The 12,898-nt window shown below is 64.0% G+C and carries 12 protein-coding genes and 2 tRNA genes; 8 read left to right on the top strand and 6 right to left on the bottom strand.

All coding sequences use genetic code 11. The features are described from left to right. From Q0Y42_RS08295 to arfB, 3 genes are all read left to right on the top strand, one after another. The gene (locus Q0Y42_RS08295; RefSeq protein WP_297802267.1) at positions 1-1,347 is read left to right on the top strand and encodes an amidohydrolase family protein; all 1,347 of its coding nucleotides are present in this window, start codon (positions 1-3) and stop codon (positions 1,345-1,347) included. 82 nt (positions 1,348-1,429) lie between these two features. Then, positions 1,430-1,885, top strand: a complete 456-nt coding sequence (locus Q0Y42_RS08290) for a YaiI/YqxD family protein (RefSeq protein ID WP_297802264.1) — start codon at positions 1,430-1,432, stop codon at positions 1,883-1,885. Next, a complete protein-coding gene (gene arfB, locus Q0Y42_RS08285; protein ID WP_242912310.1) occupies positions 1,885-2,298 on the top strand; it encodes an alternative ribosome rescue aminoacyl-tRNA hydrolase ArfB in 414 nt (137 codons plus the stop codon). Before Q0Y42_RS08290 ends, arfB begins: the two co-directional genes overlap by 1 nt. Positions 2,299-2,300: 2 nt before the next feature. Here the strand turns inward: arfB and Q0Y42_RS08280 are convergent, their stop codons facing one another. The 3 genes from Q0Y42_RS08280 to Q0Y42_RS08270 are packed head-to-tail and all read right to left on the bottom strand — an operon-like array spanning position 2,301 to position 5,170. Further along, a complete protein-coding gene (locus Q0Y42_RS08280) occupies positions 2,301-2,801 on the bottom strand; it encodes a hypothetical protein (protein ID WP_297802258.1) in 501 nt (166 codons plus the stop codon). A 39-nt stretch (positions 2,802-2,840) separates the two neighbouring features. Beyond that, positions 2,841-4,424, bottom strand: a complete 1,584-nt coding sequence (gene ubiB / locus Q0Y42_RS08275; protein WP_297802255.1) for a 2-polyprenylphenol 6-hydroxylase — start codon at positions 4,422-4,424, stop codon at positions 2,841-2,843. Then, complete coding sequence (locus Q0Y42_RS08270; protein ID WP_297802345.1) at positions 4,412-5,170, bottom strand: class I SAM-dependent methyltransferase; 759 nt, start codon at positions 5,168-5,170, stop codon at positions 4,412-4,414. The genes ubiB and Q0Y42_RS08270 overlap by 13 nt, the downstream gene beginning before the upstream one ends. Before the next feature lie 161 nt (positions 5,171-5,331). Between Q0Y42_RS08270 and Q0Y42_RS08265 the strand changes: the two genes are divergently transcribed. The 4 genes from Q0Y42_RS08265 to Q0Y42_RS08250 all read left to right on the top strand — a co-directional run bounded on the left by Q0Y42_RS08265 (position 5,332) and on the right by Q0Y42_RS08250 (position 7,552). Further along, positions 5,332-5,637: a 4a-hydroxytetrahydrobiopterin dehydratase gene (locus Q0Y42_RS08265; RefSeq protein ID WP_297802252.1), complete on the top strand. Its 306-nt coding sequence runs from the start codon at positions 5,332-5,334 to the stop codon at positions 5,635-5,637. Then, positions 5,634-6,416, top strand: coding sequence for an SDR family oxidoreductase (locus Q0Y42_RS08260; protein ID WP_297802249.1), 783 nt, complete (start codon positions 5,634-5,636; stop codon positions 6,414-6,416). The genes Q0Y42_RS08265 and Q0Y42_RS08260 overlap by 4 nt, the downstream gene beginning before the upstream one ends. 97 nt (positions 6,417-6,513) lie before the next feature. After that, positions 6,514-6,590, top strand: a tRNA-Arg gene (locus tag Q0Y42_RS08255). A 329-nt stretch (positions 6,591-6,919) separates the two neighbouring features. Continuing rightward, positions 6,920-7,552: a TetR/AcrR family transcriptional regulator gene (locus tag Q0Y42_RS08250; RefSeq protein ID WP_366108214.1), complete on the top strand. Its 633-nt coding sequence runs from the start codon at positions 6,920-6,922 to the stop codon at positions 7,550-7,552. Here Q0Y42_RS08250 and Q0Y42_RS08245 read toward each other — a convergent pair whose 3' ends face one another. The 3 genes from Q0Y42_RS08245 to Q0Y42_RS08235 form a co-directional block, all read right to left on the bottom strand. Further along, complete coding sequence (locus Q0Y42_RS08245) at positions 7,553-8,968, bottom strand: coniferyl aldehyde dehydrogenase (RefSeq protein ID WP_297802246.1); 1,416 nt, start codon at positions 8,966-8,968, stop codon at positions 7,553-7,555. 5 nt (positions 8,969-8,973) lie between these two features. Further along, a complete protein-coding gene (locus tag Q0Y42_RS08240) occupies positions 8,974-10,590 on the bottom strand; it encodes a GMC family oxidoreductase N-terminal domain-containing protein (protein ID WP_297802242.1) in 1,617 nt (538 codons plus the stop codon). 216 nt (positions 10,591-10,806) lie between these two features. Continuing rightward, a tRNA-Arg gene (locus tag Q0Y42_RS08235) sits at positions 10,807-10,883 on the bottom strand. A 183-nt stretch (positions 10,884-11,066) separates the two neighbouring features. On the opposite strand from Q0Y42_RS08235, the gene Q0Y42_RS08230 reads away from it, so the two are divergent. After that, the gene (locus tag Q0Y42_RS08230) at positions 11,067-12,827 is read left to right on the top strand and encodes a gamma-glutamyltransferase family protein (RefSeq protein WP_297802239.1); all 1,761 of its coding nucleotides are present in this window, start codon (positions 11,067-11,069) and stop codon (positions 12,825-12,827) included. Positions 12,828-12,898: the final 71 nt, after the last annotated feature.

Here is a 12,898-nt window from a genome sequence, read left to right as displayed (position 1 = left end):
ATGCGTATGAAATCTCTTCTCGCAGCAGCGGCTGCGACCCTGCTGTGCGCAGCTCCGGCCCTGGCACAGGATGTCGCCATCGTGGGCGGCAAGGTTCTGACCGGCACCTCGACCATCGAAAACGGCACTGTGGTGATCCGTAACGGTCGCGTCGTCTCGGTGGGCACGGGCGCTGCGCCGTCCGGCATCCGCACCATCGATGCCACCGGCAAGATCGTCACGCCGGGTCTGGTTGCTGTGGACTCCGGTCTGGGCGGCCACGAGGTCGGTGCCGTGCGCGGCACGGTCGATGTGTCCAACAATGCCAACACCCTGACCGCCGCCTTTGACCTGTCCTATGGTCTGGACCCGTGGTCGATTGCCATCCCGACGGCGCGCCTTGGCGGTATCACCCGTGCGGTGGTCACGCCCCAGCACAGCGGCTCGGGCGGTGGTCACAGCCACGACGACTCCGACTTCGCCGGTGCGGGCAATGGTGGCTATCAGTCGCCTGGCCTGTTCGCCGGTCAGGCAGCTGTCATCAAGCTCAAGGACGGCTCGGACATTCTGGTGAAGTCCAAGGTGGCGATGACCGCTCCCTTTGGCGAGGCCGGTGCCCGTGTGGCCGGTGGTGGTCGCGGTGCCCAGTTCGTCCTGTTCAAGGAAACCCTGAACGAGGTGCGTGCCTACGCCCGTAACAAGGCCGCCTATGACCGTGGCGACATGCGCGCCCTGTCGCTGTCTCGTGCCGACCTTGAGGCGCTGATCCCGGTGGTCGAAGGCCGTATGCCCCTGATCGTCACCGTGGACCGTGCTGCGGACATCCAGCAGGTCCTGCGTCTAGCCCGCGAGGAAGGTCTGAAGATCATCCTCGACGGTGCTGCTGAAGGCTGGCTGGTGGCCAATGAGATCGCGGCGGCCAATGTGCCGGTGCTGGTCCATCCGATCACCAACCTGCCCGCCAATTTCGAAATGCGCGCTGCCCGTATGCAAAACGCTGCGGCCCTGCATGCGGCGGGTGTGGTGATCGCGCTCAAGGGCAATGAAGGCTCGGTCCATCGCGCCCGCGAGATGCGCTACAACGCCGGTAATGCCGTGTCCCACGGCCTGCCGTTCGATGCCGCCATCGCGGCCATCACGGTCAATCCGGCCCGCATCTTTGGCTTTGATGGCCAGTTCGGCGAGCTGAAAGCCGGTGCTGCGGCTGATGTGGTGGTCTGGTCGGGTGATCCGCTGGAGCCGCTCAGCCAACCGCAGGCCATCCTGATCGAAGGCGTGGAACAACCGCTTCAGGCCCGCAACCTGCACCTGCGTGACCGCTATCTGCCCAACGCGGTAGGGGCGATGCCGGCGCAGTACAGCCACTAAACGCTTCGGCGTTTGAACACGGGGGCATCCGGTCTAGGGCCGGATGCCCTTTTGTTTGTCTGGCGCTGCGTTAGAAGGGGCTATGGCCAAGACCTTCTACATCGATGCCGATGCCTGTCCCGTGAAGGAAGAGGTGTACCGCGTGGCGCGGCGCCTGAATTGGCCGGTGTGGGTGGTGTCGAACAGCTGGATCCGCACGCCACAGGAAAGCCTGATCCAACAGGTGGTGGTCGATGCAGGCCCTGACGTGGCCGATGACTGGATTGCCGAGCGGGCAGGCAAGGGGGATGTGGTCATCACCAATGACTTTCCGCTGGCCGAACGCTGCCTGAAGTCGGGCGCGGAATGCATTCGCCCAAACGGCACGGTTCTGGACGAGAACACCATAGGCTCGGCCCTGGCCGGGCGGATGGTGGGCGAGCACCTGCGCTCTATGGGCATCGAAACTTCCGGCCCGCCGCCCTTTTCCAACGCCGACCGTTCGCGCTTCCTTCAGGCGCTGGATGCGGCATCGGCCCGTGCGGCAAGGAAGGCGTGATGGCCGAGATCAAACGCCGCATTCCTGACGAGGAACTGGAGTTCCGCTTCTACCGCGCCGGTGGTCCGGGCGGGCAGAATGTCAACAAGGTCTCGACCGCCGTGCAGATGCGGTTCGACGCCAAGAACTCGCCCAGTCTGAACGATTACACGCGCGAGCGGCTGATGAAGAAGGCGGGCAGCCGCCTGACACTGGACGGGGTGATCGTGATCACCGCCACCCGCTTCCGCACGCAGGAGCGCAATCGCGAGGACGCTATTGAGCGGCTGGAGCAGATGGTGGCCGAAGCGGCGGTGCGGCAGGCCTATCGCGTGCCGACCAAGCCGACCCGCAGTTCCAAGGAACGCCGCCTCAAGGCCAAGTCCACCCGCTCTGTGATCAAGAGCGGGCGGGGCAAGGTCAGTTTCGACTAGGTTTAATCTTCGGCCGGACGGAACAGTAGGGCTGCGATCTGGTCATCGTTGTCGAAGCCAATGACCCATTCGGTCGCCTGATTTTCAAACTCGACACGGAACAAGTCGACGCCGTCGGGCTGGCCCGGGTGGGTCATGGTCTTCAGGGCACCGAACTGTTGCAGCAGCGCGCCGACCTGTTCGGCCTGCGGGCGCAGCTTTCCGGCCAGATCGTCACTGAAAACCGCATAGTCCACCTGACCCGACTGCAGGGCGAGGATCACCTCGCGCAGGGCGGTTTCGGCACGCGCAATATCCGGGGCCGATGCGGGGGCCGCAGTCGGATTGGGCGACGATGCGGTCGGGATTTGCGGGTCCTGCGCGCGGTCGAAGCTGTTGGGCAGGGTGGCGGCCACAACCGGCGTCTGAGGGGTAGTGGATTGAGGCGCGGTGGTGGTCTGGGCACCCGCGGCCGAAGCTGCGAGCGCCGCCACAAGACTTAAGGGGAGGAGGATAGTCTTCATGGACGGGTCCTTTCAGGCGACCCGTTCAGGGCCGGATGATCAGCCCAGAAGATTGGGCCAAAGCGTCAATATCAAGGCTGCCGCCGAGGCGCAGACCGAGGCGGTGGCGGTCACCACCAACCAGATCGGCGCGCGGGGCCGCTCTATGATTAACGTTTGGGATTGCGGAGGGTTCTGCGCCAGTTGCGACAGAGCCTTCAAGGTGTCGCGGGCTTCCTCCACGAACTCCTTTGCCTGTGCCTGAACGCCCAGTTCGCGGCGGATCCAGCGTTCCACCACCGGCTTGGCAGCTTCCCACAGATCGTGGTCGGGGTTCAGACGACGCGCCACACCTTCGACCGACACCATGGTCTTTTGCAACAGCACCAGTTCGGGGCGCAGGTGCATGTCGAACAGGGCGGTAATCTCGAACAGCTGGCCCAGAAGGCGACCCATGGACACCTGTGATGCGGCGCGGCCGATCACCGGCTCGCCCACGGCGCGAAGGGCCTGTGCGAAGGTATCGACCGAATGGTGCGGCGGGACATAGCCGGCCTCGAAATGGACGCGCGAAATGCGGTCATAGTCGCGGCTGATGAAGCCCCACAGGATCTCGGCCAGATAGCGTCTTTCGCCCGGGCCAAGGCGGCCCACGATGCCAAAGTCGATGGCGGTGATCTTGTCCGATCCGTTGGCGAACAGATTGCCTTCATGCAGGTCGGCATGGAAAACGCCATGGTCCAGCGCCTGCACGAGGAAGGCGCGGACCACCTTGTCTGCCAGAATATTGCGGTCCGTCTCCGGCAGGGTGGCCATGGATGGATCGGTCATCGGCAGGCCATCGGCCCATTCCAGCGTCAGGACGCGCTTGCCCACGCCGTCCCAGATGACGCCCGGCGCGGCCATATAGCCGTCCTTGGCCATGACCTCGGCCAGTTCGGACGCCGCGGCGGCTTCCAGACGCATGTCCAGTTCAAGCTGCAGCGAGCGGGCGATGATCTCGACAAAGGCGCGCGGTTCCAGACGCCGGGCAGGCTCGACCGCCCAATCCACGACCTTGGCCCCCAGACGCATGGCATCGAGCCCTTGGGCCACCTTGCGCTCGATACCGGGGCGCAGAACCTTGACCGCGACCTTGCGGCCATCGGCCAGATAGGCGGGGTGGGCCTGTGCCAGCGATGCCGCGCCGACGGCGGGACCGAGTTCGGTGTAGAGGCTGTCCACCGGACGCCCGATGGAACGCTCGATCTCGCGGCGGGCCTCTTCGACGGGGAAGGGGGCCAGCTTGTCCTTGAGGTGGCCCAGATCCTGCGCGAACTGAAGGCCGAAAATGTCGGCACGCGTGGCCAGAACCTGACCCAGCTTGATCGCGACCGGACCTAGCTTCTCACACGCTGCGCCCACGCGCTGGCCGGGGCGACCGGCGCGCAGCTTGCGGCTGGAAAAGGCCTGAACCAGACCTGCGAACGGGCGGCTCCATGCCGGAAGCATGGGGTTGGCCTCTCGCGGGATCAGGGCGTCATGGCGCGCCAGTACCCAACCCCAGTGCATCAGGCGGAACGCCGAGCGGACAGGAGATTTGATCGGCACGGCCTTGGGGGCAGGCGGCGGGGTCTTGAAACTTAGACGGGTCAGATCGCCCACCCGTGGTGAATAGCTGCCACGCCGCCAGTCAGGTTGGTGACGGTCACGCGGCTGAAACCGGCGTCCTCGATCATGGACTTGAAGGTGTTCTGGTCGGGGAAGCGACGGATCGATTCCACCAGATACTGATAGCTGTCGCGGTCCTTGGCGACGAGTTGGCCGATGCGCGGAATGGCGTTGAACGACCATGCGTCATAGGCCTTGCGCATGGCGGCCGTGGTCGGGCGCGAGAACTCCAGGCACATGAAACGGCCGCCGGGCTTCAGCACGCGGCGGGCTTCCTTCAGGGCGACGGGAATATCGGCCACGTTGCGGATGCCGAAGCTGATCGAATAGGCGTCGACCGAGGCGTCCGGCAACGGCAGGCTCATGGCGTCACCGACGCTCCAGACCATTTCCGGCTCGCCGCCCTTATGGACGCCTGCGAGGATCATCTCGGCGTTGTAGTCCAGCACGATGACCTTGGCGTCATCGCCGCCGCGACGCTCCTGTGCCGCGCGGGCCATCTTGGAATAGCGGCGGGCCATGTCGCCGGTGCCACCGGCCACGTCCAGAATGACCTCGCCCGGACGGGCATTGAGCTTGGCCGCAGCGGCATCTTTCCAGATGCGGTGCACGCCCACGCTCATCAGGTCGTTCATCAGGTCATAGTTGGAGGCCACGGAGTCGAAGACACCGCGCACCATCTTCACCTTCTCGCGCGCATCAACGTCGCGGAAACCGAAGGACGAGGTCTTACCCGACAGTTTGTCGGCGGGATTGGCGGAGGACGCGTCGGAGGAGGTCATAGGTCTGGTTTAGCCTCTGTCGCGGCGGACGTCATCCGTCCAGATCAATATGGGGTGTCGTTTTCGCGCGGCGCGGGTTACGCCTTGGCATAACAACGCAAACCAAAGGGGAGGGCTTCATGACGGCGGCACTGGAAAAAATAGAGGTCGAGGCTGCGCTGGCGCAGTTGCCGCTGTGGTCCAAGGCCGACGATGCCCGTCCGGCCCTTTACCGCAAGCTGGTGTTTGCCGACTTCAACGCGGCGTTCGGCTTTATGTCGCGGGTCGCCATTCAGGCGGAAAAGGCGGACCACCATCCCGAATGGTCCAATGTCTGGAACCGCGTGGAAATCGTGCTGACCACCCATGACGCAGGCGGTGTCACCCAGCGCGATCTGGACCTTGCCCGCTTCATCGATGCGATCTCCGAAGGGCAGTGCCAATGAGCGGGCGCGTCGCGGGGAAAAAGGCCCTGATAACCGGCGCGGCGGGCGGTCTGGGACAGGCCATGGCGCGGATGCTGGTGCGCGAGGGGGCGCAGGTTGCCCTGAGCGATATTGATGGTGACAGGGCGGCGGCGCTGGCGGCATCGATCAATGCCGACACGCCCAACAGCGCCTTTGCCTATGCCCATGACGTGACGTCCGAAGCGGACTGGGTCCGTGTGGTCGATCAGGCCGTGACGGATATGGGCGGGCTGTCGGTACTGGTGAACAATGCGGGCATCGGCGGCAATCTGGTTTTTGCCGAGCAGGACACGCTGGAAAACTGGCGCAAGGTTCAGGCGGTAAATCTGGAATCGGTCATGCTGGGGTGCAAACACGCCCTGCCGCATCTGAAGGCCGCCCCCGCGGCCAGCATCGTCAACATCTCCTCGATCGCAGGCCTCGCCGCCGCGCCCGGCATGGGGGCCTATAACGCCACCAAGGCCGCAGTCTGGCTCTATACCAAGACGGTCGCGCTGGAATGCGCCAAGGCTGGCGGCACGGTTCGCGCCAACTCGGTCCATCCGGTTTTCATCAACACGCCCATCCTCGATCCCTTCATCGCCATGGCGGGCGGTTCCACTGAAGCGGCGCATGAGCGCCTTGCACGCGGTATCCCGCTGAAGCGCATCGGTGATCCGGACGATGTCGCCTATTGCGTCCTCTATCTGGCGTCGGACGAAAGCCGTTTCGTCACGGGATCAGAGTTCAAAATCGACGGCGGAATGACGGCCCAATAGGCGATTGGTCCAAACCTTTCGGGGCGGCGGTCATTCTGAGGCTTGAGGCCGCCCCGACCTTCCTGTAACACCCGCCTTCCGGCCTCGCGCCGAAGCCGCACCCGTAGCTCAGCTGGATAGAGCGTTGCCCTCCGAAGGCAAAGGCCACAGGTTCGAATCCTGTCGGGTGCGCCATTTCTCTTTGATCCGCTTTCGTATGACGCTGTGACCGTTCGGCTCCGCGGTGATCAAACGTTGTTAACCAGAATTTGACGCGTGTTTACGGGGTTTTCGCGATGCGGGGCGAACCGAATGCGGCCCTATGCGTAATAATCCTTAGTCATCTTATTACGCCTAGAAATATTGCACCCAATTGAGCAGTTTGCAGGCCGAGTTGTCTGGGGGCCCGTCGTCAGGTTCTGTGCGTTGCGCAGCGATGCGGGTGTCGTCTGCCGGGTCTCGTGCGTCTCATGCCAGAGGCACACGCGAGGATTTTGGCATGGACAAAGTAGAGTTGTATCGGTTTGAAAATGCAGCAAGAAGCCAAGGTCAAAACCGCACCTGATGGTCGCCATCTACGCAGTGAGCGTAGCCGGGCGGTAATTGCCATGGGCATGCTGGAGTTGGTGCGCGAGACGGGCTCCATGCCCACAACCGATGCCGTGGCCGACCGCGCGGGCGTGTCGCGCCGTTCGGTGTTCCGCCACTATGCGGATGTGAGCGAGCTTCTGACGGCGGCCTATGAGCTGCAGCGCGAGGAAGCTTTCCGTCGTTTTCCCCGCCGTGATCCTTCGGCCTGGAGCGAAGAGCAGCGCATTGACGCCTTTGTCGAGCGGGCCAGCGAGCTTTACGAATATGTCGCGCCGGTCCGTCGTGCGGCCATCTGTATGGCCAGCGAATACCCTGTCCTTTTTGATCTGATGCGCGGGGATGACGCGACGCAGCGCGCCATCGTGGAAAGCCTGTTTGCAGACTATTTCAGCAAGCATAGCGACGATGCGGCCGGCCTTTATGTGTCGTCGCTGGTCGCCGCGACCAGCTGGGCCAACTGGGAAGGCCTGCGCCGTGAGCAGGGCCTTCCGCTGGAGGTCTCGCGCGAGGTGGTACGCACCCTGATGCGCGGTGTGCTGAAAGTGGCGCGCGAAGCCCTCGCCTGATCAGAGTTTCAAAGCCGTCTCGGTAATCTTCTTCGCCAGCTTGCCATAGGGCGGCGCGACCAGACGCGTCGAATGCCAGCGCCTCGTGCGGAACACGGCCCGCGCATGGGTCAGCTCGTCAAAGCCGAACTTGCCATGATAGGCGCCCTGTCCGCTGGGGCCGTTGCCGCCGAAGGGCAACTGGTCGTTGGCGACGTGCAACAGCGCCCCGTTGACGGTCACGCCGCCGGAATGGGTGTTGTCCAGAACCTGTTCGATCTCGCGTGAAGCGTTCGAAAAAACATAGAGGGCCAGAGGGCGCTCGTGGGCGTTCACGTGATCGGTGGCGGCCTGAAGGTCCGGCTTGGCAATGACCGGCAGGACAGGGCCGAAAATCTCCTCACGCATCACGCGTAGATCGTCCGGCGGATTGATCATGACCGTCGGGGGAAATTTGCGGCTGCTGCGGACGGCATTGGCGTCGTGTGGTGGCTGGATGATTTCCACGCCCGCCTGACGCGCCTCCTCGACCATGGCCTCGAGGCGGGCGAAATGCTGGCCGGCTATGACGCTTGAATAGTCGGGGTTGGTGGCAAAGTCGGGATAGAAGGCAGCTACCTTGTCGGCCACGGCCTGACCGATCGCGCGGGCGCGCTCGGGCGTGCCGATGGCGAGGACGTTATCGACGGCCACGCAGGTCTGGCCCGCGTTCAGGAAACGGCCCCATGCGATGGCATGGGCGGCATCCTCGACCGGATAGTCGGCAGTGACGATAGCGGGCGACTTGCCTCCGAGCTCCAGCGTGACCGGCACCAGATTGTTGCCTGCGGCCGCGGCGACGCTGCGCCCCACGCGGGTGGAGCCGGTGTAGAAGAGGTGGTCGAACGGCAGGGCGCAGAATGCCTCGGCCAGATCGGGGCCGCCCTCGATAACGGCGACCTGATCGGCGGGAAAGTGCGCTGCCAGCAGGTCGGCCATCAGGGCATTGGTCTTGGGCGTCAGTTCCGACGGTTTGATGATGGTGCGGTTGCCCGCAGCCAACGCCGTCGCCAGCGGCAGCAGGGCTAGTTGGACCGGATAGTTCCACGGCGAGACAATGCCGACCACGCCCTTGGGATCACGGCGGACATAGGATCGGCCCGGCTGGGCCATCAGGGGCGTCGGGACGCGCTCTGGCTTCATCCAGCGGCCCAGCTTGTGGCGCATGTCCTTGGTGCCGCGCACCACAACAGACAGTTCCAGCAGCAGGGTTTCGATCTGGGCACGATGGCCGAAATCGGCGCTGACGGCCTCGCACCATGCGTCGCGATGATCGAGCATGATGGCTTCGATCTTCTTGAGATCGGCGCGGCGTTCGGCAAGGGATCGGTTGGGCTGTGACAGGAAGGCGCTGCGCTGGCGGGCAAGCAGGTCCTTCATGCGATCGATATCGTTCATGGCAGTCACTCCTGACCCGAAAGGATGATGTCGGCGGCGCGGGTGGCGATCATCATGGTGGGGGCATTGGTATTACCACCGATCAAACGCGGCATGACCGAGGCGTCAACGACGCGCAGCCCTTGGGTGCCATAGACCTTGAGTGCCGGGTCCACCACGGCCAGTTCGCCCTTGCCCATCCGGCAGGTGCCGACGGGGTGGTAGAGAGTCTCTGCACGGGCCTTCAGGTCATCGGCCAGTTGGGCGCGGGTCCGATAGGCGGCATCCGGCCATACCTCGGCCTTGCGGTCAAAGTCGAAGGCCGCGTGGTTGAGAACTTTGCGCGCCATCTCCATGCCGTCCAGCATGACCTCGAGGTCTTGCGGCTCCGATAGGTAGTTCGGGTCGATATGGGGATGGGTGGCCGGATCGCTGGAGGTGATCCGCAGCTCGCCACGGCTCTTGGGATAGAGTTGGCAGACGTGCAGTGAGGCCCCGTGGCCGAACGGCAGCTTGGCCCCGTGTGGTGCGACCTTGGCGGGGATAAAGGCGAACTGGAGGTCCGGCAGGCCGTCCGCCATTTCATCGGCCAGCGACGATCTGAAGAAGGCCCCGCCCTGAACCGGATTGGTCGACAACAGGCCCGGCTTGTCCGCAAGGAAGTTGATAACGGCCCCTATCCACGACGCCGCCGTCTTGGATGAGATACCCAGGGAGGTCGTGCTGGCGGTGGTGATCTGGCCCAGTACGTCCAGATGGTCCTGAAGATTGCGCCCAACGCCCGGTAGATCGACCACAGGATTGACGCCCGCGTCTCGTAGCCAACTGGCATCCCCGATCCCTGACAGTTGCAGCAGTTGGGGTGTGTTGATGGCCCCGCCGCTCAGTATGACCTCGCGGCGGGCGGTGGCCGTCTCGGTATGGCGGCCCTTGCGGTACTCGACGCCAGTGGCGCGGGTGCCCTCCAGCAGCACACGGCTGGCTAGCGCGTGGGTAATGACCGTCAGATTGCTGCGCGACAGGGCAGGGCGCAGGAAGGCGACCGCGGCGCTACAGCGTTTATTGCCGCGCTGGGTCACATGATAGGGCGCACAGCCGAACTGGTCGGCCCCGTTCATATCGTCGATGCGTCCAATGCCATTCGCCGCGCAGGCTTCGAAAAAGGCCTCGGTCAGCGGATTGAGCGGCGCAATGTCCTGTACCGACAGCGGGCCTTCGGCGCCGTGCCAGTCGCAGGGATCGCCGACGCGTCCCTCGACCTGTTTGAAGGCAGGCAGGACCTGATCCCAGCCCCAGCCGTCCGCGCCATAGGTGTCGCGCCATTCGTCATAGTTCTGCGCCGCGCCACGGATGTAGTGCATGGCGTTGATAGAGCTGGACCCGCCCAGCACCTTGCCGCGCGGCCAGAACAGACGGCGGTCGTTCAGGTGCTTTTGCGGGGCGGTATAGTGGTGCCAGTCCAGCGTCTTGGAGGCGATGGCCTGACCCATCATCAGGGGCGCTTCGACCAGAAGGTTGCGGTCGTCGCCGCCCGCTTCCAGCAAGGCGACCGACACCGACGGATCACGCGACAGGCGCTCGGCCAGCACACATCCGGCGGACCCCGCGCCGACAATGACGTAATCGAACTGGTTGGCTGTCATTGCGCCTCTCCCACCATTACCGCGCGATTCCCGTCCGGATCATCGCAGAGCGCACTAGAGCCGAAAATCGCGGCCAAGGCTCCTGTGAAATTTGAGAGGTGGCTGCGACGGATCGGCCTGTTCGATGCGACGCTCTAGGATGCGCCGGAGATCAGACGCGCCAAAGCGCCCCCGCGAACGGAAGGCGTTAAATCTTCGATTGTAGGGGAGGGGAAATGGCGCACCCGAAGAGATTCGAACTCCTGACCCTCAGATTCGTAGTCTGATGCTCTATCCAGCTGAGCTACGGGTGCGCTGTATTTTCCGTCACTGCCTTGCGGCGGTGTGTCTTGCCTTGCGGCGAGGGCGGCTATGTAGCTTTGGAGATTTCGGATGGCAATAGGAAAATCGAAAAAAGTGAAAGAAAATCTTGGGTTGGCGGAACGCGGCCAAGGTCGTAGGCATAAGTCACCCAGTAGAAGGCAGGAGTTTGGTGGATGACAGCAATTTTTAACCGACGGACGGCGCGCTCGCGCAAGAGCACGCTGACGGTAGCGGTTATGGCCGCTGCGCTGATTTCGGCAAATAGTCCTGTTACTTCATGGGCATACGAGGCCGAAGCCAATCAAACGGCGGTCGCTGAATCGCCCGCGCAGGCCAAGGGGCCGTTTGTGGCCGCCGCCAACCCGCTGGCGGCCGAAGCCGGCATGAAGATTTTGCGCGCCGGTGGTTCCGCCGTGGACGCCGCCGTCGCTATTCAGGCCACCCTCAGCCTTGTCGAGCCGCAGTCGTCGGGCCTCGGGGGCGGGGCCTTCCTGATGTATTACGACGCGGCGACGGGTGACATCCACGCTTATGATGGCCGCGAAACCGCTCCGGCAGCCGCCTCGCCAGAGCTGTTCTATGAGGACGGCAAGCCGCTGGCCTTTATGGATGCGGTGCTGTCGGGGCGCTCGACGGGGGTTCCGGGCGTAGTGGCCATGCTGGGTATGGCCCACCGCGATCACGGCCAGTTGGCGTGGAACCAGCTCTTCGGTGAGGCCGAGCGTCTGGCCAGTGACGGTTTTGCCGTCTCGCCGCGCCTTGGTGGCTATATCAACGCAGGCCGCAATCAGGCGGTGACCGAATGGGCCACCCGCTATTTCACCAAGCCCGATGGCACGCGCTATCAGGTGGGCGAGATTCTGCGGAATCCGGAATATGCGGCCACGCTGCGCCGTCTGGCCAATGAAGGCCCGCAAATTTTCTATCAGGGCGATATCCCCCGCCAGATCATTGCCGCTACCCACAGCGGCCCGCGCCCCGGCGCTTTGACTGAGCAGGACTTTGCCAACTATCGCCCGCTGCGCCGCGATCCGCTGTGCCGTGATTACCGCCAGTATGTGATCTGTGTGCCCGCACCGCCGTCCAGCGGCGTGGCGATCCTTCAGTTCCTCGCCATGGCCGAACAAACGCCGGATCTGGCCAAGGGCAAGGACAGCCCCGAGGCGTGGGTGGCGCTGGGCCGTCTTCAGCGTCTGATGTACGCCGACCGTGACCGCTATGTGGGTGATGCCGACTTTGTGGGCGTGCCGATTGCGGGCCTGCTGGATGCCGAATACGTCGCCTCGCGCGCGGCTCTGGTGCCGCAGGTGAACGGTCCGGTTCCGGCGGGTCGTCCGACCGGCTCGGCACCCCAGCTGTCGGACGCGACACAGGAGCCGGCGGGCACCACCCATTTCGTGGTGGTCGATGCCGCCGGTAATGCGGTCAGCATGACCACGACGGTGGAGTCCTTCTTTGGCTCGGGCCGTATGGCGGGCGGCTTCTTCCTGAACAACCAGCTGACCGACTTCTCCTTCACACCGATGGAGGACGGTCATCCGGCCCCCAACGCCGTGGCGGCGGGTAAGCGTCCGCGCTCGTCGATGATCCCGACTCTGATCCTCGATAAGCAAGGCAATCTGGTCGGTGCAATCGGTTCGCCCGGTGGTTCGTCCATTCTGGCCTATGTCGCCAAGACGCTGGTCGGTGTGGTCGAGTGGGACATGACCATGCAGGACGCTATCGCCCTGCCGAACCTGGTGGTGCGTGGCGAGATGATCGGTGCCGACACCGACATGATCCCCGACAATATCCGCGATGCGCTGAAGGATGCAGGCATGGAGCTGCGCCCCAATGCGACCGAGACTTCGGGCCTGCATGGTGCCATGTGGCGTGATGGTCGATGGGACGGCGGTGCCGACCCGCGCCGCGAAGGTGTGGCCCTGACCCAATAGGTCATACCGGATCAGACCAAAGGCCGTCCCCTCGGGGGCGGCCTTTTTTATTGCGGGCGGATGGAAAGCTG

The sequence above is a fragment of the uncultured Brevundimonas sp. genome, assembly GCF_947305955.1.
In the GTDB taxonomy this organism is placed as follows: domain Bacteria; phylum Pseudomonadota; class Alphaproteobacteria; order Caulobacterales; family Caulobacteraceae; genus Brevundimonas.
Note: the sequence above shows the minus strand (reverse complement) of the source record. Positions and strands in the feature narration are given on the sequence as shown.